General features: G+C 52.2%; 24 protein-coding genes. 13 read left to right on the top strand and 11 right to left on the bottom strand.

Translation table 11 applies throughout. The features are described from left to right. The first annotated feature begins 130 nt into the window (after nt 1–130). From RAL91_RS11720 to RAL91_RS11740, 5 genes are all read left to right on the top strand, one after another. Nucleotides 131–496 carry an AtpZ/AtpI family protein gene (locus RAL91_RS11720; RefSeq protein WP_306262457.1) on the top strand — a complete coding sequence of 122 codons (366 nt, stop codon included), beginning with the start codon at nt 131–133 and terminating at the stop codon, nt 494–496. 39 nt (nt 497–535) lie between these two features. Further along, nucleotides 536–1,288, top strand: coding sequence for a F0F1 ATP synthase subunit A (locus tag RAL91_RS11725; RefSeq protein ID WP_306262459.1), 753 nt, complete (start codon nt 536–538; stop codon nt 1,286–1,288). A 65-nt stretch (nt 1,289–1,353) separates the two neighbouring features. Further along, nucleotides 1,354–1,578, top strand: coding sequence for a F0F1 ATP synthase subunit C (locus RAL91_RS11730; protein WP_306262461.1), 225 nt, complete (start codon nt 1,354–1,356; stop codon nt 1,576–1,578). A 62-nt stretch (nt 1,579–1,640) separates the two neighbouring features. Then, entirely contained in the window at nt 1,641–2,174 is a 534-nt protein-coding gene (locus tag RAL91_RS11735) for a F0F1 ATP synthase subunit B (protein ID WP_306262463.1), read from the top strand. A gap of 8 nt (nt 2,175–2,182) precedes the next feature. After that, nucleotides 2,183–2,668 (top strand): F0F1 ATP synthase subunit B, encoded by a 486-nt coding sequence (locus RAL91_RS11740; RefSeq protein ID WP_306262465.1) that lies wholly within the window; start codon nt 2,183–2,185, stop codon nt 2,666–2,668. Between the two features lie 66 nt (nt 2,669–2,734). On the opposite strand, the gene RAL91_RS11745 is transcribed toward RAL91_RS11740, so the two are convergent. From RAL91_RS11745 to RAL91_RS11760, 4 genes are all read right to left on the bottom strand, one after another. After that, nucleotides 2,735–3,538: a ribonuclease HII gene (locus RAL91_RS11745; protein ID WP_306262467.1), complete on the bottom strand. Its 804-nt coding sequence runs from the start codon at nt 3,536–3,538 to the stop codon at nt 2,735–2,737. Between the two features lie 74 nt (nt 3,539–3,612). Next, nucleotides 3,613–4,737, bottom strand: a complete 1,125-nt coding sequence (locus RAL91_RS11750; RefSeq protein ID WP_371932510.1) for a PA0069 family radical SAM protein — start codon at nt 4,735–4,737, stop codon at nt 3,613–3,615. A gap of 80 nt (nt 4,738–4,817) precedes the next feature. Then, complete coding sequence (gene moaB, locus RAL91_RS11755) at nt 4,818–5,375, bottom strand: molybdenum cofactor biosynthesis protein B (RefSeq protein ID WP_306262468.1); 558 nt, start codon at nt 5,373–5,375, stop codon at nt 4,818–4,820. Nucleotides 5,376–5,388: 13 nt separating this feature from the next. Beyond that, entirely contained in the window at nt 5,389–6,225 is an 837-nt protein-coding gene (locus RAL91_RS11760; RefSeq protein ID WP_306262470.1) for a uracil-DNA glycosylase, read from the bottom strand. Nucleotides 6,226–6,432: 207 nt separating this feature from the next. Between RAL91_RS11760 and RAL91_RS11765 the strand changes: the two genes are divergently transcribed. Both RAL91_RS11765 and rsgA read left to right on the top strand, forming a co-directional pair. After that, complete coding sequence (locus RAL91_RS11765; protein WP_306262472.1) at nt 6,433–8,112, top strand: electron transfer flavoprotein-ubiquinone oxidoreductase; 1,680 nt, start codon at nt 6,433–6,435, stop codon at nt 8,110–8,112. Between the two features lie 164 nt (nt 8,113–8,276). Next, entirely contained in the window at nt 8,277–9,332 is a 1,056-nt protein-coding gene (rsgA, locus tag RAL91_RS11770) for a ribosome small subunit-dependent GTPase A (RefSeq protein WP_306262474.1), read from the top strand. Between the two features lie 10 nt (nt 9,333–9,342). Here rsgA and RAL91_RS11775 read toward each other — a convergent pair whose 3' ends face one another. Both RAL91_RS11775 and recQ read right to left on the bottom strand, forming a co-directional pair. Continuing rightward, nucleotides 9,343–10,128 (bottom strand): thioredoxin family protein, encoded by a 786-nt coding sequence (locus tag RAL91_RS11775; protein ID WP_306262476.1) that lies wholly within the window; start codon nt 10,126–10,128, stop codon nt 9,343–9,345. A 234-nt stretch (nt 10,129–10,362) separates the two neighbouring features. Next, nucleotides 10,363–12,147 carry a DNA helicase RecQ gene (gene recQ / locus RAL91_RS11780; RefSeq protein WP_306262908.1) on the bottom strand — a complete coding sequence of 595 codons (1,785 nt, stop codon included), beginning with the start codon at nt 12,145–12,147 and terminating at the stop codon, nt 10,363–10,365. Nucleotides 12,148–12,523: 376 nt separating this feature from the next. Between recQ and RAL91_RS11785 the strand changes: the two genes are divergently transcribed. The 3 genes from RAL91_RS11785 to RAL91_RS11795 are packed head-to-tail and all read left to right on the top strand — an operon-like array spanning nt 12,524 to nt 14,013. Beyond that, nucleotides 12,524–12,766 carry a hypothetical protein gene (locus RAL91_RS11785; protein ID WP_306262478.1) on the top strand — a complete coding sequence of 81 codons (243 nt, stop codon included), beginning with the start codon at nt 12,524–12,526 and terminating at the stop codon, nt 12,764–12,766. Nucleotides 12,767–12,769: 3 nt separating this feature from the next. Continuing rightward, on the top strand, nt 12,770–13,198 hold the full coding sequence (locus tag RAL91_RS11790) for a molybdopterin dinucleotide binding domain-containing protein (RefSeq protein ID WP_306262480.1): 429 nt from the start codon (nt 12,770–12,772) through the stop codon (nt 13,196–13,198). 32 nt (nt 13,199–13,230) lie between these two features. Beyond that, nucleotides 13,231–14,013, top strand: a complete 783-nt coding sequence (locus tag RAL91_RS11795; protein ID WP_306262482.1) for an Fpg/Nei family DNA glycosylase — start codon at nt 13,231–13,233, stop codon at nt 14,011–14,013. Here the strand turns inward: RAL91_RS11795 and RAL91_RS11800 are convergent. The 5 genes from RAL91_RS11800 to RAL91_RS11820 form a co-directional block, all read right to left on the bottom strand. Beyond that, the gene (locus tag RAL91_RS11800) at nt 14,010–14,942 is read right to left on the bottom strand and encodes an AEC family transporter (RefSeq protein WP_306262484.1); all 933 of its coding nucleotides are present in this window, start codon (nt 14,940–14,942) and stop codon (nt 14,010–14,012) included. The two genes, RAL91_RS11795 and RAL91_RS11800, sit on opposite strands and share 4 nt — an antisense overlap. Next, a complete protein-coding gene (locus RAL91_RS11805) occupies nt 14,939–15,235 on the bottom strand; it encodes a putative quinol monooxygenase (protein WP_306262486.1) in 297 nt (98 codons plus the stop codon). The genes RAL91_RS11800 and RAL91_RS11805 overlap by 4 nt, the downstream gene beginning before the upstream one ends. Before the next feature lie 15 nt (nt 15,236–15,250). Continuing rightward, on the bottom strand, nt 15,251–16,714 hold the full coding sequence (locus RAL91_RS11810; protein WP_306262488.1) for a TRAP transporter large permease subunit: 1,464 nt from the start codon (nt 16,712–16,714) through the stop codon (nt 15,251–15,253). Continuing rightward, nucleotides 16,714–17,283, bottom strand: coding sequence for a TRAP transporter small permease subunit (locus RAL91_RS11815; protein WP_306262490.1), 570 nt, complete (start codon nt 17,281–17,283; stop codon nt 16,714–16,716). The genes RAL91_RS11810 and RAL91_RS11815 overlap by 1 nt, the downstream gene beginning before the upstream one ends. Nucleotides 17,284–17,421: 138 nt before the next feature. Beyond that, nucleotides 17,422–18,468, bottom strand: coding sequence for a TRAP transporter substrate-binding protein (locus RAL91_RS11820; protein WP_306262492.1), 1,047 nt, complete (start codon nt 18,466–18,468; stop codon nt 17,422–17,424). A 380-nt stretch (nt 18,469–18,848) separates the two neighbouring features. Here RAL91_RS11820 and RAL91_RS11825 point away from each other — a divergent pair, with 380 nt between their 5' ends. From RAL91_RS11825 to RAL91_RS11835, 3 genes are read left to right on the top strand one after another with little or no spacing between them, the layout of a single operon-like run. Beyond that, on the top strand, nt 18,849–19,985 hold the full coding sequence (locus tag RAL91_RS11825) for an isocitrate/isopropylmalate dehydrogenase family protein (RefSeq protein ID WP_306262494.1): 1,137 nt from the start codon (nt 18,849–18,851) through the stop codon (nt 19,983–19,985). A gap of 3 nt (nt 19,986–19,988) precedes the next feature. Continuing rightward, on the top strand, nt 19,989–21,038 hold the full coding sequence (locus RAL91_RS11830) for a Gfo/Idh/MocA family protein (RefSeq protein WP_306262496.1): 1,050 nt from the start codon (nt 19,989–19,991) through the stop codon (nt 21,036–21,038). Beyond that, nucleotides 21,038–21,715, top strand: coding sequence for a GntR family transcriptional regulator (locus RAL91_RS11835; protein ID WP_306262498.1), 678 nt, complete (start codon nt 21,038–21,040; stop codon nt 21,713–21,715). Before RAL91_RS11830 ends, RAL91_RS11835 begins: the two co-directional genes overlap by 1 nt. Nucleotides 21,716–21,717: the final 2 nt, after the last annotated feature.

The raw sequence follows: 21,717 nt of genomic DNA on the forward strand, positions 1-21,717 counted from the left end.
GCATCTGTTGGTAATAAACCTTAAAAATGCATATTTTTCAAAAACTTAAGGTGCGGTCGCCAATGCTTGACACTGACAGGAGGCACAACTATGTTGCGCTCGAATTTGGCAGAAAATCTGCGAGAACGGTATGAGTGCGCAAAATCGCCCTGAAGACCCGGGTGAGCAAACAAATACTGACCTCGATGCCCGGTTGGATCAGTTGAAATCACGGCTCGATCGTGAGGACAGCAGAAAAAGCCAGAAGGTTGAGCAGTCCAGGTCCGGTAATTCGGAATTGGGGCAAGGCCTGAAGCTAGGTGCAGAATTTGTATCTGGTATTCTGGTGGGGGCGGGGCTTGGATATGTGATTGATGGCTGGTTGGGCAGTTCGCCCTTTGGTCTCATCATATTTCTGCTACTTGGCTTTGCTGCCGGGGTGATGAACGTTCTGCGTTCCATCGGTGCGGTAGAGAAGCCATTTGAAAAACCGCGGGACGGCTCGAAGAAGGGTTGATCTGTGGCTAAAGAGTTAGAAAATTAAAGGCTGAGATCTGTGGCAAGCGATCCTATTCATCAGTTTCAAATCTCCAAACTTGCACCTTTGGGTGAAGTGGGTGGGGTGGAATTTGCCCTGACAAACTCCGCGGTCTTCATGATCGCCACAGTCGCTGCCATCGCAGCATTTCTGATGCTTGGCTCCAGCAGCCGATCATTGGTACCAGGACGTTGGCAGTCCATGACAGAAATGAGCTACGAATTTGTAGCCAAGACCTTACGAGATGCCGCTGGCTCGGAGGGGATGCGTTTCTTCCCACTGGTGTTTTCTCTGTTTGTATTTGTTCTGTTTGCCAATCTGTTCGGGATGTTCCCGTACTTCTTCACCGTCACAAGCCACATCATCGTAACATTTGCGCTGGCAATGCTGGTGATTCTGACAGTCATTGGCTATGGCTTCATGCGCCATGGGTTCGGATTTCTTAAACTGTTTGTTCCAAGCGGCATTCCTGCCATCCTGATGCCGTTGGTTGTTGCGATTGAGATCATTTCATTCCTCTCGCGTCCGATCAGCCTGTCGGTGCGTCTGTTTGCAAATATGCTGGCAGGTCACATCACCCTCAAGGTGTTTGCGGGCTTTGTAACAAGTCTCTCAGCGATGGGAGCCATCGGAGTTGTTGGTTCAATTCTTCCGCTCATTATGACCGTCGCACTGACCGGTCTGGAATTTCTCGTGGCCTTCCTTCAGGCCTATGTCTTCACTGTTTTGACCTGCATGTACCTCAATGATGCGGTTCATCCTGGTCACTAATCTTCAACCCAATTCCGGTCATTTTAGACAACGACCGGCTAAACTAACGCTTAAGGAGCATTGAAATGGAACTTGCAGCAGCACAAGCAATCGGCGCTGGTATCGCATGCCTTGGAATGGGCGGCGCAGCTATCGGTCTTGGCCAGATTTTTGGTAGTTACCTGTCTGGCGCACTTCGCAACCCTTCCGCAGCAGATGGCCAGTTCGGTCGTTTGATCTTCGGTTTTGCCGTGACAGAAGCCCTCGGTATTTTCTCTCTTCTGATCGCTCTTCTGCTGCTCTTCGCGTAAGCAAAGACTTCAATGCGGCGGGTTCGCCCGCCGTATCCAGAGCTTTTTAGGAGTAGAAGACCGTGGCCACCACAACACCAGAAAATGGTGCGGAAGCGGCAGGATCGTTTCCCCCGTTTGATCCATCGACATTTGGGTCGCAGCTGTTATGGCTGGCGATCACGTTTGGTGTGCTCTACTGGCTGATGTCAAAAGTCGCTTTGCCGCGTCTTAGCGACATCCTTGAAGTGCGCCGTGATAGGATCATGAGCGATCTTGATGAAGCGCAACGGCTCAAAGACGAGTCAGAGGAAGCAATTGCTTCTTATGAACAGTCTTTGGCTGAAGCACGCAAGAAGGCCCATGACATTGCACTTGTTGCGCGCGACAAGGCGCAAGCCGAAGTGGATGCCGAGCAGGCCAAGGTTGATGCCGATCTTGGTGTGAAAATGGCTGAAGCTGAAGCCAGCATCGATGAGACACGGAAGCAGGCCATGGCTGAAGTTTCGTCAATTGCGACAGAAACAACAACTGAACTGGTCTCTGTACTGATCGGAACGAAGCCCACAAAAGCGGCTCTTGAAAAGGCCGTTTCTGCGGCTGAAAAAGCTGCGTAGGAACCGACATGACGTTTGATGCAACCTTTTGGGCTCTTATCGGTCTGATCCTGTTTCTGGCCTTGATGATCTATATCAAGATACCGGGCAAAATCGCTGAAGGGCTGGACAAGCGCAGTGATGATATCCGCACTGAGCTTGAAGAAGCGCGGCGCTTGCGCGAAGAGGCACAGGCTTTGCTGGCTGAGTATCAGCGCAAGCAACGCGAAGCCGAGCGCGAGGCGGAAGATATTATCAGCCAGGCGCAGCGTGAAGCCAAAGCGATGGCAACAGAGGCAAAAGCTAAGCTGGAAGCCTATGTCACCCGACGCCAGAAGCAGGCGGAGGACAAGATCGCTCAGGCCGAAGCCCAGGCAGTTCAGGATGTGCGCACACGTTCGGTTGATGTTGCCATTCAAGCGGCCGAGATCATTATCGCAGATAAGGTCAGCGGCAAACTGGCTGACGAGTTGATTGGCAAGAGCATTAAGGATGTAGCTGCCAAGCTGAACTGATCTGACTGCTATATGAATTTTTGAAAGGCCGGGTTCACCCGGCCTTTTTTATTGCCTGTTTACCGCTCACAAATCCCGTAGAGGCCTGAAACTGGTTCGATGATGCCGCGTGCCGCCCTTGGCTGTTATGGCTGCCCTGTGTTGCTCAGTGCCGTAGCCCATATGGGTTTCAAGACCATATCCGGGTGCATCGCGCCCACAATTCTGCATCATCCGGTCGCGCATCACCTTTGCGATAATTGAAGCTGCCGCAATGGATTGGGACAGGCCGTCGCCCTTGATCACAGCGCCGCCGGGGCAGGGAAGACCATCGGGCACATCGCGCCCGTCGATGAGAACACCGTCCGGCTGTCTTGGCAGTGCCTTGACAGCCTGCACCATGGCCCAAAGGGTGGCCGCTCGAATATTGATGTCATCAATGCGTTGGGGCGTTGCAGAGGCAATGGCAATATCGTGTGAGGTAATCAGGCTCTCAAACAAAACCTCGCGTTGGTTTGCTGACAGTTTTTTGGAATCATTGAGAGCATCGGGAATATGTGCCGGGTTCAGAATGACGGCGGCAGTAACAACAGGACCAGCCAGAGGTCCACGCCCGGCTTCATCGACCCCTGCAATGGAAAACAGCTTCGGTGCGGCTTCCAGATCCTCCTTGGGTAAATCCTTGAAAAGCGGAAGACTGAAAGCCGCACCGTTGCGCTTAAACGACAGCAACTGACAGCAGGCGATGCTCTCGATAGCCATATCGGGCTTTGCAGAGATCAGCCGGCCCGCTGGGGCTCTGTAGGGAGAATCGAAAAGACGCATCATCATGCGTGCAACTGTGTTGAAAAATCCCGACTGCCGCAAGATGAAGAAGCTGATATGTGCCAATTGTATCCTGGGTTATCCCGAGTAAAGCCAGACCTTGTTGAACGCCGGGCCTTATTGAAAGCCAGGTCTTATTGTCAGCAGGCAATATCAAACAACGACATCTGATCATCGACTTTTGAGGGCGGCGTAAACAAGTCGGTGCGCAGTTCAACGCGCTTTGTGCCTATTTTCATCCGCTGGCAGGCCTTTTCAAACCGCCGGCCAATCATCCACGCATAGGGACCACTGCCACGCATGCGCCGCCCCCATGTCGCATCGTAGTCTTTACCGTCCCGCATGGATTTCACCAGCGACATCACATGGCGGTACCGATCAGGATAGTGGGCCAATAGCCATTCACGGAAAATGTCACGCACTTCCAATGGCAGGCGCAGCATTACATAGCCCGCCTGATCAATGCCGACGGCCTTACCAGCTTCCAATATGCGTTCAATCTCGCTGTCATTCAGACCGGGAATAATGGGCGCGACCATCATGGTCGTTGGAATACCTGCATCATGCAGTGCCTGAAGAGCCTCCAGACGCTTGCCGGGGCTGGCAGCTCTTGGTTCCATGGCCCGCGACAGCTTCTTGTCCATTGTCGTCACTGACAAGGCCACTTTCACCAGACCCTTTTCAGCCATCCGGGACAGAATATCGATGTCACGGGTGACCATGGTGGATTTGGTGACGATCCCGACCGGATGATTGGTCCGTTCCAACACTTCCAGAATGGACCGGGTTATGCGCCAGGTCTTTTCAATCGGCTGATAAGGATCGGTATTTGTGCCAATTGCGATCACTTTCGGCACATATTTTGGATCAGCCAGTTCCTTTTCCAGCAAAACAGCCGCATCCGGTTTGGCAAACAAACGTGACTCAAAATCCTGTCCCGGAGACAGGCCCATATAAGCATGGCTAGGTCTTGCAAAGCAGTAGGAACAGCCATGCTCACAACCACGATAGGGGTTGATGGAGCGATCAAACGAAATGTCGGGTGACTGATTGCGCGTGATGATGCGCTTTGGATGCTCAACCTGAACATGGGTTTTCAGTTTTTCCGACTGCTCGTCCAGATCCCAGCCATCATCAATGGCTTCACGTTGAACGGTTTCAAACCGGCCGCTGACATTTGTCAGTGCACCACGACCTTTTTGCGGATCAAACTGCACACCAATGCGGGCCGTATCCATACCAATGATTTGTGTTCTGTTCTCCATATCCTCAAGATAATGCAAAAACAGAACAAAACAAGAACAAAATTTGGGTGCAAGCCAATTGGTGGAAAAACGATGTAAAATCAGGTGCTTTGAAGCTTGCTGCGTTTCAAATGTTCGTCCAGCCGTGGCAGGATTTCGACAAAATTGCAGGGCTGATGCCGGTAATCGAGCTGAAAAATCAGAATCCCGTCCCAGGCATCCTTGCAGGCACCTGATGAGCCGGGCAGGGCAAAAATATAGGTGCTGTTGGCAACGCCGGCTGTCGCGCGGGACTGTATGGTGGACGTGCCGATTTTTTCAAAACTCACACGATGAAAAACATGGGAAAATCCATCCATATGTTTTTCAAACAAGGGCGTAAGAGCTTCCGGGGTGACATCACGGCCAGTAAAGCCAGTGCCGCCAGTGGTTATGATGACGTCAATATCGCGATCCGCGATCCATTTGGACGCCTGTTTCTGGATTTGTCCGATGTCATCCTTGCAGATCGCTCTGTCAGCTAGTGTGTGTCCGGCCGCCTGTAGCCGCTCAACCAGTACGGTGCCGGAGCGGTCTTCAGAAAGTGAGCGCGTATCTGACATGGTCAGCACGGCGATTTTGAGAGGAATGAACTCTTTCGATAAATCGAGTCGGGACATAATGGTTCCTGATTTATGCGCTGTCAGACGGCAGAATGCCTTTTTGGATGGCAGCTTTCCTGAGATTCAGAAAATCCCGCCATACCAAACGTTTTTGGGCCGGCTGACGCAGCAAATAGGCCGGGTGCAGCGTCGGTAACACCGGAATTTCAGCTTTGGAGTAGCTGCGCCATTTGCCACGCAGCTTTAAAATGCCGTCTGTGGTTTCCAGCAGGTTCTTCGCAGAAGATGCGCCGAGAAACACCAGCAGATCCGGGTTCATCAGCTCAATCTGGCGCGTGATGAATGGCTTGCATAATTCCATTTCAGCATTGGTCGGCGTACGATTGCCCGGCGGTCGCCATGGCAGGACATTGCCAATATAGACATTGGTTCGATCAAGCCCGACAGCGGCCAGTATTTTATCCAGAAGTTGTCCAGAGCGACCGACAAACGGTTTGCCTTGCAAATCCTCATCGCGTCCGGGCGCCTCGCCAACAAGCATGATACGAGCATCCCGATTGCCATCTTCAAATACGGTATTGGTTGCGGTCTTTTTCAGGCCGCAGCCCTCATATTCGCTCAGAAGCGTCATCAATTCATCAAGAGATGCAGCCGAAGCTGCGCGCGTTCGTGCTTCCTGAACATTTACGTCATGCGATTTGGTTTCAGCGGCAGGCGGCGTGGAAGCAGGGGATGGTGTCGCAGCAGCAGATTGCTGCGCTGGGTCTGGCTGCACCACGGCAGCAACAGAGTAAGCTTTTGGTTTGGGGGCCACTAGACGATTGTGCGGCGCTTCATCCAGCGCCATATCCACACCGGCATCGGCGTAGAATTGCAGAACCTCTTTCAGCGTTTCAGTGTGTTGCATCTGCCCGTTTCTTAAAAAAAGCCGGAAAACCAAGACCAGTCTATACACCAACCGAAAACCCGTGTCCTGCGCCTGGCAACAGATGTCACTGGAAATTAGCGTGGATTCTGGGTAGATGGTGCCCTAACTGGACTCAATTGAGATTTGACCCTGGAACGACACTTATTTGAAAATGCTGGAAAAACGGCATTTTGAAAGGCGACAAGCATGACTGAGAACTCTGAGGCAATGGCGGAACCGCGCGAAAGCATGGAATTTGATGTCGTGATTGTCGGTGCTGGCCCGGCAGGCCTGTCGGCAGCCATCCGTCTGCGACAATTGGCGCTGGAAGCCGGTAAGGATGAATTTTCAGTGGTGGTGCTGGAAAAAGGTGCTGAAGTTGGTGCCCACATTCTCTCTGGCGCCGTGATAGACCCGATTGGTCTGGACGCTTTGCTGCCAGAATGGCGGAATGAGGAAACTCCTTTAAAGACGCCCGTCACAGAAGATCGTTTCATGTTCATGGGACCGTCAGGGTGCATTCGCCTGCCCAACTTCCTGATGCCGCCACTGATGAACAATCATGGCAATTTTGTCGCCTCGCTCGGTAATGTCACGCGCTGGCTTGGCGAGAAAGCCGAAGCGCTTGGCGTGGAGATTTACCCGGGGTTTGCCGCTTCTGAAATTCTTTATGATGAAAATGGCGCAATGCGGGGCGTCGCCACTGGCGATATGGGGATTGGCAAGGATGGCACGCCAAAACCATCTCACGAGCGCGGTATGGAATTGATTGGCAAATATGTCTTGATCGCAGAAGGCGTGCGCGGGTCTCTTGCAAAGCAATTGATTGCAAAGTTTGAATTGGACAAGGGCAAGGAACCGCAGAAATTTGGCCTTGGTCTTAAGGAATTGTGGGAAGTCAAACCGGAAAATCACAAGCCCGGTCTGGTGCAGCATTCCTTCGGTTGGCCGCTTAACAACAGCACAGGCGGAGGTTCATTCCTGTACCATTTGGAAGACAATCAGGTGGCAGTCGGCTTCGTTGTCCATCTGAACTACAAAAACCCCTACCTGTCGCCCTTCGAAGAGTTCCAGCGGTTCAAGACCCATCTGGCCATTGCGCCCATTTTTGAGGGTGCCAAACGGGTGTCCTATGGCGCACGCGCTATCACGGAAGGTGGTTGGCAAAGCGTACCGAAATTGTGCTTCCCCGGCGGCGCGCTTATTGGATGCTCGGCTGGTTTCGTAAATGTGGCCCGCATCAAAGGCTCTCACAATGCGGTTCTGTCTGGTAAAATGGCAGCAGAGCATGCTTTTGAGGCCATTGCAGCAGGCCGCAGTCAGGATGAACTCACAGGCTATGAAGAAGCCTGGCGCGGTTCAGATATTGGCAAAGACTTGAAACGGGTCCGCAATGTCAAACCGCTCTGGTCTCGTTTTGGCACCATGCTGGGCATAGCCATGGGCGGCCTTGATATGTGGACCAATACACTGGGATTTTCTTTTTTCGGCACGCGCAGCCATGGAAAGCCAGATCATGCCACCTTGGAGCCCGCGTCAAAGCACAAAAAAATTGTGTACCCAAAACCGGATGGTGTGATCAGCTTTGACCGGCTGTCATCTGTGTTTTTGTCGAACACCAATCATGAGGAAGATCAGCCAAGCCATTTGAAGGTCAAAGACTTGCCCCTGCAGAAAACCAGCGAGCATGATGTTTATGCCGGGCCGTCAAGCCGTTATTGTCCGGCGGGCGTTTATGAATGGGTGGAAGAGGGCAGTGAACCAAGCTTTGTGATCAATGCCCAAAACTGCGTTCATTGCAAAACCTGCGATATAAAAGATCCAAACCAGAACATTAACTGGACAGTACCAGAGGGTGGAGGCGGCCCTGTTTATCCAAATATGTAGCCCAAGTCTTTGTCATTGCAGGGATATACTGGTTGGTCTGGATTGGTCCAAAACCGCTATGTTGACTTGATGCCGTCTCTAAACATAGATTTCGCCATGATTACAATGAACAAAACTGATGCATTCATCGTGCGCGTGCATTGGCACGTCGCCTTCACACGCCCATGAACTCTTTGAACTCTGATCTGGAAAATTGGGGCTGGAACAGCTTTTTTGCAGAACAGTTGGCAGAAATCCCCGAGGGCATTCCGGTCAGAGTTGTTGAAGTTCATCGCAGCGGTATTCGCATTGTCGGCCCTTCAATTGACGAGCAGATTCCGCGTTTCAGCACCACTCAGGATGACGAAGAAAGTGTTGCCACAGTAGGAGATTGGCTGCTTCTGGAGGAGGCAACGCACCGCCCCATAAAGCTGCTGACGAGACGCAGCCTGTTTCATCGCCGTGCGCCGGGTAAGGCCCGAAAGCTGCAATTGATTGCGGCCAATATCGACACTCTGTTCATTGTCACCTCCTGCAATCAGGATTTCAACATAGCCCGCCTGGAACGCTATCTGGCGCTGGCAGGTGAAGCCGACGTGCTGCCTGTCATTGTCCTGACAAAAGCTGATCAGACCTCATCACCTGAGAAATATCTGCTCGCTGCCGCCAATCTTGGCGACAATCTGCAGATTGAAATTGTAGATGCACGCAGCGCCGAAAGTGTTGCACGCCTGGCCAAATGGTGTGGCCGTGGGCAAACCGTTGCCCTGGTTGGGTCCTCCGGTGTTGGAAAATCCACCCTCGTAAACGCTCTATGCGGGAATGATCGCGCTGCAACAGGTGCCGTGCGTGAAGGGGATGACAAGGGCCGACACACGACATCCGGCCGAACATTTTATCAATTGCCAAGCGGTGGATGGTTGCTTGATACGCCGGGCATACGAGAATTGCAACTGGCTGAGGTGAAAGAGGGGCTGGAGCAGGTCTTTTCAGACGTTCTGGAACTGGCAGCCCAGTGCCGCTTCAACGACTGCAAGCATGACACCGAGCCAGGCTGCCGGGTGCAGGCCGCGTTAAAAGACGGAACATTGACGCCAGATCGGCTGAACAACTGGCGGAAACTGGCTGCAGAAGAAGTCCAAAATACCGAAAGCCTGTCAGAGCGTCACACCAAAAACCGCGCCTTCACCAAAATGGAAAAGCGGGCCGTGAAGCACAAGAAAGACCACGAAGAGATCTAGGGTCAGCACCCTAGCTGGACAACCCATTCAAGGTCGCCGCACCCAGGATTGCGCCAGGATTTCCGTCGATTGTTGTTTGCACGATGACGGCGCAATTATCATAACCGCTTTTTGAAAGCTCGCTCAGTGGCAAAACCATCTCGGTTTTGGTGCCTTTCCACATGCCAATCGGGCGCATGTCACGTACCACATTGTGATAGGTCACCTTCTGTCCGCGGTTTTCACCCCGGTTGATGCTTACGGTGTGTTCGTCATCATAGAACACCAGCCAGATTGTTGTGTTCTTACCAGCTTTACCAGGCCCATCAACGCTGATGGTCAGTGCCTCACTCGATTTTACCAGTGTGACATCCAGAGGCAGTGACGAGGATGCATCGGAACTTTCTTCTTGCAACTTAGCTATGGAATTGTCGATGCGGGCACGTCGGCTGCCAACCACATGAACCTGTCCGTTTACCACGGCTTGCGGTGTATAGACATTGCGATCGTCGCGGCCTTTGGCATAGGCGCGTTGACGCTCGGAATGTTCCGGTTTGCCAAGTGTATCGCGCCAGCCCAGATAATCCCAGTAATCAACGGGCAGGGTCAAAGCCAGAACCTCGCCTTCTGCGACAAGATCACCAACGACCTTGTCTGCAGGAGGGCAGGATGAGCAGCCCTGGCTGGTAAACAGCTCCACAACAGCTTTCGGTTTGCCGCCAATCTCTGCATGCGCAGATTGGGTTGTCAGCGGCAAAGCCATCATCAGGCTGGCACTGAAGGCAAATGATAGCAAAAGTGTTGTGCGTGCGACCATGTTGTTGGTTCCTTATTCTTCTCACCTACTCATGTAGCGCCTTACCTCATAACGCTCCAGTCACATCTCAGTGAGGCGATCTGCACCAAAGGTGTTGTGGTGTGTAATAACAGCAACTGCCGCAGCGTAATGTGAGTCGACTAAAATCTGATAAGATTTTGAATTAAAACACAAAAATGCTCTTAAGCTGAATCATTCGTTCAAGGAATTGAATCAGTTTCGTAGCCTTTTGTACTAATGGTCTGAAATGACTCGCAAAAACTCGCCGCCATAGCGTTCAAGCTTTTTCGCGCCCACACCGTTTATCTCAACCATATCCGACAGAGTGCCCGGGCGGTGCTGTGCCATTTCGATCAATGTGCGGTCCGGGAAAATGACATAAGCGGGCACATTTTGCTGCCGTGCAAGATCAGTCCGGCAAACCTTGAGTGCCTTCAGCAGTTCCTGATCTGCAACATTGCTCAGTTCAATAGGGGCTGATCTGGCACTTGTACGTTTGCGCTCTGCCTGCTTATCGGGAAAGCGCAGTTTCAGCGCCTCTTCACCGCGCAACACAGGACGTGCTTTTTCGCACACCTGCCATGAGCCTTGGGCGATGGACACATTGGCATAGCCTGCAGCATACAGTTGGCGAAAGAGACTGCGCCATTGAGATTTGTCAAACTCGGTTCCAACACCAAATGTGGGAAGCTGGTCATGTTTTTGCGATTTGATGCGGTCAGTTTCCTCGCCCACAAGAACACTGACCAAATGCTCTAACCCGTATATCTGCCCGGTGCGCAACATGGCAGACAGCGCCTTTTGGGAAGCCTGTGTGGCATCAAACATCTGCCGGGGGTTTTTGCAAAGATCGCAATGCCCGCAAGGGTCAGCTGCTTCATCGAAATAGCCAAGCAGCGTCTGCCGTCGGCATAACGCAGCTTCTGCCAAAGTGAGAAGCGCATTGAGGCGTTGATGATCGGCCCGCTTACGCACATCTGGCGCATCACCTTCATCAATCTGCCGTCGGCGCAGCTTGATGTCGTCAACGCCATAAAGACACAACGTATCGGCTGGCAGACCATCACGTCCGGCCCTGCCGATTTCCTGATAATAGCTTTCCATGGTTTTCGGTAAATCCGCATGAACGACGAAGCGCACATCCGGTTTGTCAACGCCCATGCCAAACGCAATGGTTGCTGTCATGACTACAGCATCTTCCTGAGAAAACCGCCTCTGATTGGTATGCCGCCGTTCTGCCTCCAGACCTGCATGATAGGGCAAAGCATTTACACCCTTGCTGCGCAGATGCTCTGCCAGATCCTCGGTTTTGCGCCGTGATGAGCAATAGACGATGCCAGCCTGATCAGGCCTTGCTGCAACAAACTCGGTGATCTGGCGCTTCGGATTGTTTTTGGGCTCGAAGGCAAGAAACAGATTGGGTCGGTCAAAACCGCGCAGAAACTGCCTTGGCTCTGACGAGAACAGTTTTGAAATGATCTCGCTGCGGGTCTCTTCATCGGCAGTTGCGGTGAAGGCCGCAATCTGAACACCACCCAGAGCCTCGCGCAGTCTGCCGATTTCCAGATAATCCGGGCGAAAATCATGCCCCCACTGGCTGACACAATGGGCTTCATCGACAGCAAGCAAGTTGATTTTCAGGCGGTTCAGCAGTCCCGGAGATGTGGCAATCCGCTCAGGCGCCATATAAAGCAGCTTCAGCGATCCATCATCAAGCGCTGTAAAAACGCGCTCATTCTCTTCGGCATCATTGTTGGACGTAAGAGCCCCGGCTTCAACGCCGTTTTGCCGCAACTGAGCGACCTGGTCATTCATCAAGGCAACCAGCGGCGAAACCACCAGCGTAACTCCATCACCGCACAGAGCAGGCAATTGATAACAAAGAGATTTTCCGCCACCGGTAGGCATAATTGCCAACACATCGTCACCGCCCAGCACACTGGCAACAATTTCTTCCTGGCCAGGACGGAAATCATCATGTCCGAACACGGTTTTGAGCAGATCGCGGGCTTGCTGCATCACGATGCGTTTTGCCCATGTTGGATTGTCTGACCCAAGCCGCCGCCGTCTGCGAATGGCAAGGCCTGTTTTCTCGAAATTTCGATCTGGATAATCCGGTGGTTCAACGTCAACAAGATGGGCTCTTTAGCTCGGGAATCGCTTTGGTTGGCTCCCCATTGGCTACCATGAACAGCAACTTGTCGGCGTGAAAATTATTCGCAGAAACGGGATCAAACCATTCCCGCACGCATCATTTGATCCACGGCCCATAACGATTTTTGTTTTGGCGCTTCTCAACTGTCGCAATTTCCGACAATGGGTGTCGGGCTGGCGATGAGCACGGGAACATATTTTGCTATCCTTTTCAGCATGAACACCAATCTGAGATTGCTGTATGTCGGTTACGTTGATTGAAAATACGCCTGAGGCCGATACGCAAACCCGCATCCATCCCGGCTCGGGGCGTCGCAAAGCCCATGCCTACAACAAGGGCGGTCAGTTGGACCCTGTTGCCTTTGAGCAGGTCAAAGACCTGCTTCAGGGCGCTCCGCAACGCGATATGCTGATCGAGTACCTCCATACCATTCAGGATGAATTTAACTGTCTCCATGCCCGACATTTGCGCGCTCTGTCGTAATGGATGGACCTGTCCAGGTCAGAGATTTATGAGATCGCAACTTTCTATGCCCATTTCACGGTGCTGGAAGATGATGAGGCACCGCTGCCGGACATCACACTGCGTGTCTGCGACAGTCTGACATGTGCGTTGCATGGCGCCGAAGATTTGCTGGAACCGGAAGCGATGGTCAGTATGAACGGCACCGATATTCGCCGCATGAACCTCAGCGCAGGCGATATGGTTTGCGTGACGACCCGTCGCGGCAGCATCACCCTGAAACTGCGGGAAGACTGGGAGTTGCCGCAAGGGCTGATCTTCATCCCATTTTGCTACGCAGAAGCGCCAGCCAACGCATTGACCAATCCGCAACTTGACCCATTTGGTAAAATTCCGGAGTTCAAATTCTGTGCAGTCAGGGTAGAAGCGCTGGTTCAGGAGGCCGCAGAATAGGCTTTCGCAGCAATACATAATATAGGAAAGCCATGCCTGAAGGACATACGATTCACCGCGCCGCCCGCGATCAGCAGCCATTGTTTGCGGGCAGAGAACTGGCCGTTTCATCGCCACAAGGCCGGTTTTTGGAAGGTGCCGAGCATCTTGACGGGCAGGTTTGCCAGAACGTGGAAGCGCTTGGAAAACATCTTCTATACGGCTTTGAAAGCGGTGATACGCTTCACATCCATCTGGGTCTTTATGGCAAAATCCGGAAGCAGGCACAGCCCATGGCAGAGCCAAAGGGTGCGGTTCGGGTTCGTCTGGAAGCTGCTGAATATGGTGTCGATATCAACGGCCCGAATACCTGCAAGATACTTGATCCGGAAGGCAGGGCGGCCTTGTTCAGCCGTATTGGCCCGGATGTGCTGCGCTCTGATGCTGACCCGGATCGTGCTTATGCCCGCATCGTCAAAAGCCGTTCTCCAATTGGCGTTCTGATCATGAATCAGGAAATCATGGCTGGTATTGGCAATATTTACCGCACGGAAATCCTGTGGCGACAGGGCATTCATCCGGACTTGCCAGGTACTGCGCTCACACGGGATGCGTTCAATGCAATCTGGTCAGACAGTTGCGCATTGCTTGAAATCGGTGTGCAGAAGAACGCCATAATCACGGTTGATGGTGGCACGCGCTCAGGCAAACGCTATGGCGAAAAGGTCAATATTTTCAATCTGGAGACCTGTCCGAAATGCGAGGGTCCGGTACGCAAATTCGAAATGGCAACGCGCCGCGCCTTCGTCTGCGATACCTGCCAGAAACTGAGCTAGGTCAACAGGAAAAGCAGCAGTGTAATGGTAAACACGGCAGCGACTGTCGATAGCAAGATGGCCGCAGAACTGCGTCGGGCCATCACACCATAGTGCTCTGCCATAACATAGACATTCTGCGCCACCGGCATGGCCGCAATGATGGTTCCCATGGTCACGATACTTGCTGGCAGGCCAAGCAAATAGAGCGTGAGGGCCATGACGAGCGGGTGGACTACCAATTTCAGAAAAGTCATACTGATAACTGGCGTCAAATTCTCCCCGACGCTGCGCTGTGACAGCGACATGCCCAGTGCAAACAGGGCCGCTGGGGCTGCAGCACCGCCCAGAAAATTGCTGAAGGTGCCAGCGGCTCCTGGCAGTCCTATGCCGCTGGCAGACAGTGCCACCCCAACCATGATTGCCACTGCGAACGGATTGCGGATGGCGCCGATCAGGGCGCGCTTCACGGCAGCACCGTGCGTTCCTCCGCCCGCAGATTCAATTATCATGATCGAGAGCGGTATCATCACCATCAGATCAATAATCAGGGCCGCTGCAGACAAGCGCACACCTTCCGGCCCGAAAGTGGCACCGACAATCGGGATGGCCAGAAAGCCAATATTTGCGATTGAGGATCCCTGACCAAACAACGCCATTTCCTGACGGGTTGCCTTAAAGAAGCTCCTGGCAAACAACATGCCTAATACAAACAGGATCAAGGCGGCGGCCAGCCAACCGCCAAGAAAGCGCCAGTCCAAAATGGCGGCAATATCCTGTCGCGCCAAAGCTCCGATAACGAGGGCGGGCATAGCAAAATAGAAAACAAACACATTGATCGAGCCCGCGCTTTTCGGGTCGATCATATTCGTTCGCCCGGCAGCGTAGCCGAGGGCAACAACGGCAAAAAACGGTAGCGTGAGTTCCAGAATATTGAGGAAGTTAATCATGTTTCCGGGGCAACACGATGATACAGTCTGATGGTTTTCTCATCCACCATTGCTTCTGTTTCAGCCGCAAATTTCAGGAAGTGATCCGAGGAAAGATGAGCATCAAAATCTGACGGAGCACGATAGACTTCATAGAGGAAGTAGCATGTCGGATCATCTGGATCCGCCGCCACATCGAACTGAAGACAATTGGGCTCGTTGGCCAGAGAATTACGCGCCTGCACGACCAGACGCTGAGCAAAAGCCGACGCCTGATCCGGCTTTGCTTTCCATAGTACTGTCACGACAAACATCGGGCATGACCTTCATTAATCGAGGAGGAGCCTTGGCAGCCAAAGGGCCAGCTCGGGAAACAGCATGACCAAAGACAGACCGGTCAATTGCAGTATCACAAAGGGAATAATCCCCGCATAAATATGCTGAATCTTGATCTCTGGAGGCGCAACCGCTTTCAGATAGAACAAGGCAAAGCCGAATGGCGGTGTCAGGAACGATGTCTGCAGATTGATCGCCATGAGGATGGCAAACCAGTAAACGGTATCGATTGCAGCCACGTGGTCGCCAAAGTCGAGATTTGCAATAATGGGTGCAAAAACCGGCAGCACAATAAGGGTGATTTCAATCCAGTCGAAAAAGAAGCCCAATATGAACACCAGCACCATCAGTGCAAACAGGATGCCCCAAGATCCCAGTCCCCAACTGTCAAAAATATGGATGACAACTTCCTCGCCGCCAATCTGACGGAAGACATAGGAAAACAGGGTCGCACCAATGAAAATACCAAAGATCATTGCATTGGTCAGAGCTGAGCGCATGACCACATCTTTGAAGATGCGCCAGAACCGACCCAAAAGGCCTTCGCCTTCCTTGAAATTGTCGTCTTCCAGCTTTGCTTGTCCTTCAAACTCCATATCCGGAATTTTGAGCGCTGGCAGCAGGATCAGGTTGAAAATGGCCAGAAGTATTGCGCCGAAGGCACCGACAGAGGCGGCCTCAGTCGGAGTGGCAAAGCCGCCAAGAATGGAACCCAGAACCATGATGATCAGAATAACAGGCGGGACAAATGACCGGATGATCATACCGATATATCCGGTCATGGTTTCAGGGCCGATATTGCCCTGTGGCTTTGGCGCCAGGGTCGGATTAATGGAGCAGCGGATAACGATGTAAATCAGATAGAAGCAGGCCAGCATGAAGCCAGGGATGATCGCAGCGACAAACAGATTGCCCACAGATTTACTGAGCAGATCGGCCATGATCACAAGCATAATGGAGGGCGGAATCAGAATGCCGAGCGTACCGGATGCCGCTACTGTTCCAGATGCAAGCGCAGGTGAGTAGTTTCGCTCCATCATGACCGGCAGGGCCAGAAGTGACATCATGATAACCGATGCACCGATAATGCCCGTCGTCGCCGCCAGAATGGTGCCCATAATCACCACAGATAGCGCAAGACCGCCCGGCACACGGCGCAAAATGACTTGCAGGCAATTCAAGAGATCGCGCGCAATGCCGGATTTTTCCAGCATGGTCCCCATAAATATGAACATGGGAATGGCGGTCAGGATTAAATTCGTCGAGATACTGCCATAAACCCGGGCAGGGATGGCGTTGAATTGTGGCCAGTCAAACAGCCATGGATCAACTTGTATTGCGATGAAGGCAAAGCTCAGGCCAACACCGCCCAAAACAAAGGCAACGGGAAAGCCCGAAAACAGGAAAACCGCAAGGGCTGCAAACATCAGCAGCGGAAGTGCTTCAGCAAGGGTCATCAGTGACCGCCTCCCAACACGCGCGCTTCGTTTTCAGTACTCAAATTGCCAAGCAGGCCGTCGATCGCTTTCAGAAATTGCGAAACCCCTGCGAACAGCAAAAGACCGAACATCATTACCAGTGTCGATTTAAGGAGCCAGATATTGGTAAGCCCGACTGTGGAGGGCGATACCTCGCCATCTACAAAGGATTTTACAGCATAGGTGTAGCAGTAAATCGTTCCGATATAGGCAAAGGGAATGAGGAAGATAAGTAGTCCGAAAATCTCCATGGCATATTGGACTTTCCGAGGCATGATATCCCTCAAAAGGTCAATCCGAACATGGACCTGCTTCGTCAGCCCGTAACCCATCACCAGCGCAAACAGAATGCCATGTGCCCAGTATTCTGATTCCTGAACCATTGTGGAATTCAGTCCGGCAAATTTGGGAATGCTGAAATAGCGGGTCAACACGTCGTACATGGTAATTGCGATCAGAGCGACCATTGCAACAGCGCCGATGCGCGCTGCCCATGCCAACACCCAGTCCAAGGTATTGTAGATGGGGGAAAGGGCTGTTTTGTTCATATGAATTGCCGATCAGAAGAATGGGCTGCAATATTGGAGTGTTGGCTGAAAATAGACGCTCGAATTAAGTCGAAACCCTAAAGAAGCAAAGAAACCGCGCCATTTCTGGCGCGGTCTTTTATACGTTTTGCGCGGACCTTATTTCAGATACGCGTTTTCTTTCCAGACATTGTATCCAGTCTGAAATTCTTGCAAAGCAGCCCATGCTTCAGCGAAAATTTCAGATTCAGCTTTCAGCTCTTCCACAACAATGCCCCAGTTTTCTTCGTAAACTGCCAATTGTTCGGCATTCCAGTTACGAATGTTGACGCCTTTTTCATCACGCAGACGCGTAAGAGCAGCACCGTTAATGGCTTCACCTTCAGTCAGCATGTTGGTGTAGGTCGCACGACAGGCTGTCCGGATTGTCAGACGCTGATTATCGGTCATGCCATTCCAGGTATCAAGATTGATCAACAGATCCTGCAATGTGGACTGCTGATGCCAGCCAGGGAAGTAGTTGAATTTTGCAAGCTGATAGAAACCGGCAGCTTCATCCACAACAGGCATGGAATACTCAGTCGCATCAATTGTACCGCGCTCAAGAGCTGGGTAGATTTCGCCACCTGGCAGCAACTGGGTGTCTACGCCAAGCTTCTGCATGACCCGTGCACCAAGACCAAAGAAGCGCATTTTCATGCCCTTCATATCATCAAGAGACTTGATTTCCTGACGGAACCAGCCGGATGTTTCTGGTGGTGAAACACCACAGATTTCAGAATGCACATTGAATGTGTTGTAAAGTTTTTCATTCATCAGTTCCTGGCCGCCGCCATAGAACATCCATGCGCCATATTCGCCGGCACCTGGTCCAAATGGGATGGCTGAGAACATGGCAAATGCGATGTCCTTGGAGGTGTGATAGCCTGGGTTTGACCAAGCTGCATCAGCAGTACCATTGCCAACAGCGTCCAGAACTTCAAACGCGGGCACAAGGGCACCTGGCTCAAAGAAACGCATTTCAATGTCGCCACCGGAAATGGCCGTTACCGTTTTCGTGAGCTCTACACCAGCAGAACCAATCAAAGGTTGTGAAGATGGATAGGACGAAGCGACTTTCATACGTACTTTTTCCGCCATGGCGGGTGCAGCCATCAGGCCGATTGCACTGACAGTCGCCAATGCGATTTTCGTGAACTTTTTCATATAGTCCTCCCAGACTTTTGTGGTGGTCGATTAACACCGCGTCTTAAGCGACGCTGATATGTGTTGAGTTTTGATACCAGAGTTTTCAATTATCTGCTGAGTTATTCATATTACGCAATAGATGTGACGTCTATTCGTACAATGTATAAGCCGAATTTCTCCTCCGACATTCGATGGGTGCTGCGTTGATTTTACGATTTCGACCTGCTTGCATCAACGCATTAATTAATGTATGCATTAAATTACAGCAACGTCAATACCCGAGTGCAAGTGAACCAAATTGCCGTTAGATTGTGATGCGAGACGTCATTACGTAAGTATCCATGACAGTTTTACCGGCTCTGGAATGCACACGTGGATCAAACATATGGGAGAGTGAATTGGGTCAAAAGCCGAAGGTCTATGCAATCACGGTTTTCGATGGTGACGGGATTGGTCCTGAGATCATGGCACCAACGCTGAAGTTGCTGCAACGTGTCGCGAGTCTTTTCGGTTCATTCTCCTTTGACTTTAAGCACGTGCCGGCAGGGGCAGGACATTTCCGGGATACGGGCGAAGCGTTGCCCAAAGCCTCTATAGATGCAGCGCGCGCTGCTGATGCAGTCTTGTTGTCCGCAATGGGGCTGCCATCTATCCGAAAGCCCGACGGTACCGAGATTACACCGCAGATTGATTTGCGTTTTGAGTTGGAGCTTTACGCTGGTGTCAGACCCGTCCGGGTTTATCCCGGGCAATCCACGCCCCTTGCTGATCCACGCGCGGAACAGATTGACTTTGTTCTCATTCGCGAATCCACCGAAGGTCTGTTCGCCCACATGCATGAGGGGCAGATTCACGGCGATCAGGAGGCGACAGAAACACTGCGTATTACCCGTCCGGTGTGTGAAAAGCTGTTTGATTTTGCCTTTCGGTTGGCACAGCAGCGAGCAATCAAATTTGATCGCACAGCACGTGTGACATGTGTCGACAAAGCCAATGTGTTCCGTGCCTTCTGGTTCTTCCGCTCGATTTTCATGGAACGTGCAAAGGCATTCCCCGAAATCGAGGCTGATACGGCCTATGTCGATGCTCTGGCCATGTGGATGGTTCAAAAGCCTTGGGAATTTGATGTTCTGGTCACCGAAAATATGTTTGGTGACATTTTGTCCGATCTGGGTGCCGGAATCATGGGCACACTCGGACTGGCGCCTTCTGCTGATATTGGAGATGACGCCGCTGTTTTCCAACCGTGTCACGGCAGCGCGCCAGATATTGCAGGCAAGGGCATAGCAAATCCACTGGCAATGATCCTGTCAGCAGCGATGATGCTGGAATGGTTGGCCGTTGAGCATGAGGATCAGGATTTGGCGAAGGCGGCGCGCATAATAGACGAAGCTGTTGGTGAAAATGTTGTGGCACAGCGTCATCTGACCGGTGATCTGGGCGGTGCAGCCAACACGATCGAATGTGCGGCGTCCGTGATCGCGAACATCGAAAAACGGGCAGCATCAAACGGTGTTTCCGATAAGGTGGCTTGACCCATGGCAATGCCTGCTTTGCGTGTCGGGATGGTGGGATATGGCTATTTTGCGGAATTCCACCTGAATGCCTGGGAGCGATTGACTGGAGCGTCTTTGCAGGCACTGGCAGATCCCAGCGCTGAACGAAGATCTGCAGCGTTGAAGGTCGCGCCGCAGATTGACGTATTTGAGAGCGTAGAGGACATGCTCTCGTCCGGTGAATTCGATATTCTGGATATTGCCACGCCGTCGGCCACGCATCTCGATTTGATCCGCCCTATGCTGGGGCGTGTGCGAGCCGTGATTTGCCAAAAACCGTTTTGCGAAAATCTGGCTGAAGCTCAGGAACTTGCATCCTTGAGTGACAGCAGCTCGACACTGTTGGTGGTTCATGAAAATTTTCGGTTTCAACCTTGGTACCGGGAGATCAGCAACATCCTCGCAGATGGACGGTTGGGCCGCGTCGTCCAGGCCCAATTCAGATTGAGGCCAGGCGATGGCGCGGCCGACGACGCCTACCTGGATCGTCAGCCCTATTTCAGAGACATGAAGCAATTTCTAATCCGTGAAACAGGCGTTCACTGGATTGATGTCTTTCGCTTTCTGTTTGGAGAGCCGGTTGCTGTGAGCGCAGATCTGTTTCGGACAAATCCCGTCATTGCCGGCGAAGACAGCGGCACCTTCACATTCCAGATGGCGGATGGTGCACGCATTGGTTTCGATGGCAACAGAACGCTGGACCATGTGGCACAGAACAGACGGCTGACGATGGGTGAATTTCTGATTGAGGGAAGCCAGGCCAGTTTGCGGCTCTCTGGCGACGGCGCGATCGAGTTGCGCAATTTTGGTGAAAATCATTGGCAAACTCACGCATATTCTTTTGAGGACAGGGACTTTGGCGGCGATTGTGTCTACCATCTGCAACATCATGTCGTGGCGCATTTGCGAGCGGGAAAAACACTTGAAAACACCGCCACAAACTACCTGAAAAACCTTGAAATCCAGACCTTGGTTTACCGGGCTTCAGATGAAGGCGTAAGATTGTCGCTGGATGAGGGAGACATCAGTTAGTGGCAGGCTCTGCACGAAAAACCGACACACGCACGCAACAGGCCTATCAAACGCTGAAAGGCCTGATTATGGATAATGCGCTCAAACCCTCGGCGTCTTATCTGGAAACGGAACTTGCCGAGATGTTGGGGATGAGCCGCACACCGGTGCGCGAGGCGACGCTTCAGCTCGAAAGCGAAGGGTTTTTGAGCATCAGGCCGAGGCACGGCATAACGATCCTGCCAATTTCGATAGAAGACATGCAGGACATTTACGATCTTTTGACCGAACTGGAGCCATATGCCGCCGAAAAGGTTGCGCGTGATGGGCTTAGCGAACACGGTCATAGTCTTTTGATGTCTCACGTAAGCGCTATGGATGCGGCGCTGCAGGCAAATGATCTGATTGCCTGGGCCTATGCAGATGAGGCTTTTCACATGGATTTGGTGCGTCTTGCAGGAAATGCTCGCTTGTCAAAAGTGGTCGCGACGTTCTGGGATCAGGTTCACCGCGCCCGTATGGCCACTTTGACACTGCGGCCAAAGCCTATGCGGTCCAACGAAGATCACAGACGATTGGTGAGTTTTGTACAGTCGGGGGACTGGCAGGCCGCGCGGAACCTCCACCGCGACCATCGGAAAAATGCAAAGACCATGCTGGTTGATCTGATCACACATCACAATTTGAATCACCTCTAGGA

It is taken from the genome of Pararhizobium sp. IMCC21322 (genome assembly GCF_030758295.1).
Taxonomy (GTDB): domain Bacteria; phylum Pseudomonadota; class Alphaproteobacteria; order Rhizobiales.

What these genes read in the sequence shown, in the direction of transcription:
- RAL91_RS11720 (WP_306262457.1), top strand. Translation starts at nt 131, where the DNA reads ATGAGTGCGCAAAATCGCCCTGAAGACCCGGGTGAGCAAACAAATACT.
- RAL91_RS11730 (WP_306262461.1), top strand. Translation starts at nt 1,354, where the DNA reads ATGGAACTTGCAGCAGCACAAGCAATCGGCGCTGGTATCGCATGCCTT.
- RAL91_RS11740 (WP_306262465.1), top strand. Translation starts at nt 2,183, where the DNA reads ATGACGTTTGATGCAACCTTTTGGGCTCTTATCGGTCTGATCCTGTTT.
- RAL91_RS11750 (WP_371932510.1), bottom strand. Translation starts at nt 4,737, where the DNA reads ATGGAGAACAGAACACAAATCATTGGTATGGATACGGCCCGCATTGGT.
- moaB (WP_306262468.1), bottom strand. Translation starts at nt 5,375, where the DNA reads ATGTCCCGACTCGATTTATCGAAAGAGTTCATTCCTCTCAAAATCGCC.
- RAL91_RS11760 (WP_306262470.1), bottom strand. Translation starts at nt 6,225, where the DNA reads ATGCAACACACTGAAACGCTGAAAGAGGTTCTGCAATTCTACGCCGAT.
- RAL91_RS11765 (WP_306262472.1), top strand. Translation starts at nt 6,433, where the DNA reads ATGACTGAGAACTCTGAGGCAATGGCGGAACCGCGCGAAAGCATGGAA.
- rsgA (WP_306262474.1), top strand. Translation starts at nt 8,277, where the DNA reads ATGAACTCTTTGAACTCTGATCTGGAAAATTGGGGCTGGAACAGCTTT.
- RAL91_RS11775 (WP_306262476.1), bottom strand. Translation starts at nt 10,128, where the DNA reads ATGGTCGCACGCACAACACTTTTGCTATCATTTGCCTTCAGTGCCAGC.
- recQ (WP_306262908.1), bottom strand. Translation starts at nt 12,147, where the DNA reads ATGCAGCAAGCCCGCGATCTGCTCAAAACCGTGTTCGGACATGATGAT.
- RAL91_RS11785 (WP_306262478.1), top strand. Translation starts at nt 12,524, where the DNA reads ATGTCGGTTACGTTGATTGAAAATACGCCTGAGGCCGATACGCAAACC.
- RAL91_RS11790 (WP_306262480.1), top strand. Translation starts at nt 12,770, where the DNA reads ATGGACCTGTCCAGGTCAGAGATTTATGAGATCGCAACTTTCTATGCC.
- RAL91_RS11795 (WP_306262482.1), top strand. Translation starts at nt 13,231, where the DNA reads ATGCCTGAAGGACATACGATTCACCGCGCCGCCCGCGATCAGCAGCCA.
- RAL91_RS11800 (WP_306262484.1), bottom strand. Translation starts at nt 14,942, where the DNA reads ATGATTAACTTCCTCAATATTCTGGAACTCACGCTACCGTTTTTTGCC.
- RAL91_RS11805 (WP_306262486.1), bottom strand. Translation starts at nt 15,235, where the DNA reads ATGTTTGTCGTGACAGTACTATGGAAAGCAAAGCCGGATCAGGCGTCG.
- RAL91_RS11810 (WP_306262488.1), bottom strand. Translation starts at nt 16,714, where the DNA reads ATGACCCTTGCTGAAGCACTTCCGCTGCTGATGTTTGCAGCCCTTGCG.
- RAL91_RS11815 (WP_306262490.1), bottom strand. Translation starts at nt 17,283, where the DNA reads ATGAACAAAACAGCCCTTTCCCCCATCTACAATACCTTGGACTGGGTG.
- RAL91_RS11820 (WP_306262492.1), bottom strand. Translation starts at nt 18,468, where the DNA reads ATGAAAAAGTTCACGAAAATCGCATTGGCGACTGTCAGTGCAATCGGC.
- RAL91_RS11830 (WP_306262496.1), top strand. Translation starts at nt 19,989, where the DNA reads ATGGCAATGCCTGCTTTGCGTGTCGGGATGGTGGGATATGGCTATTTT.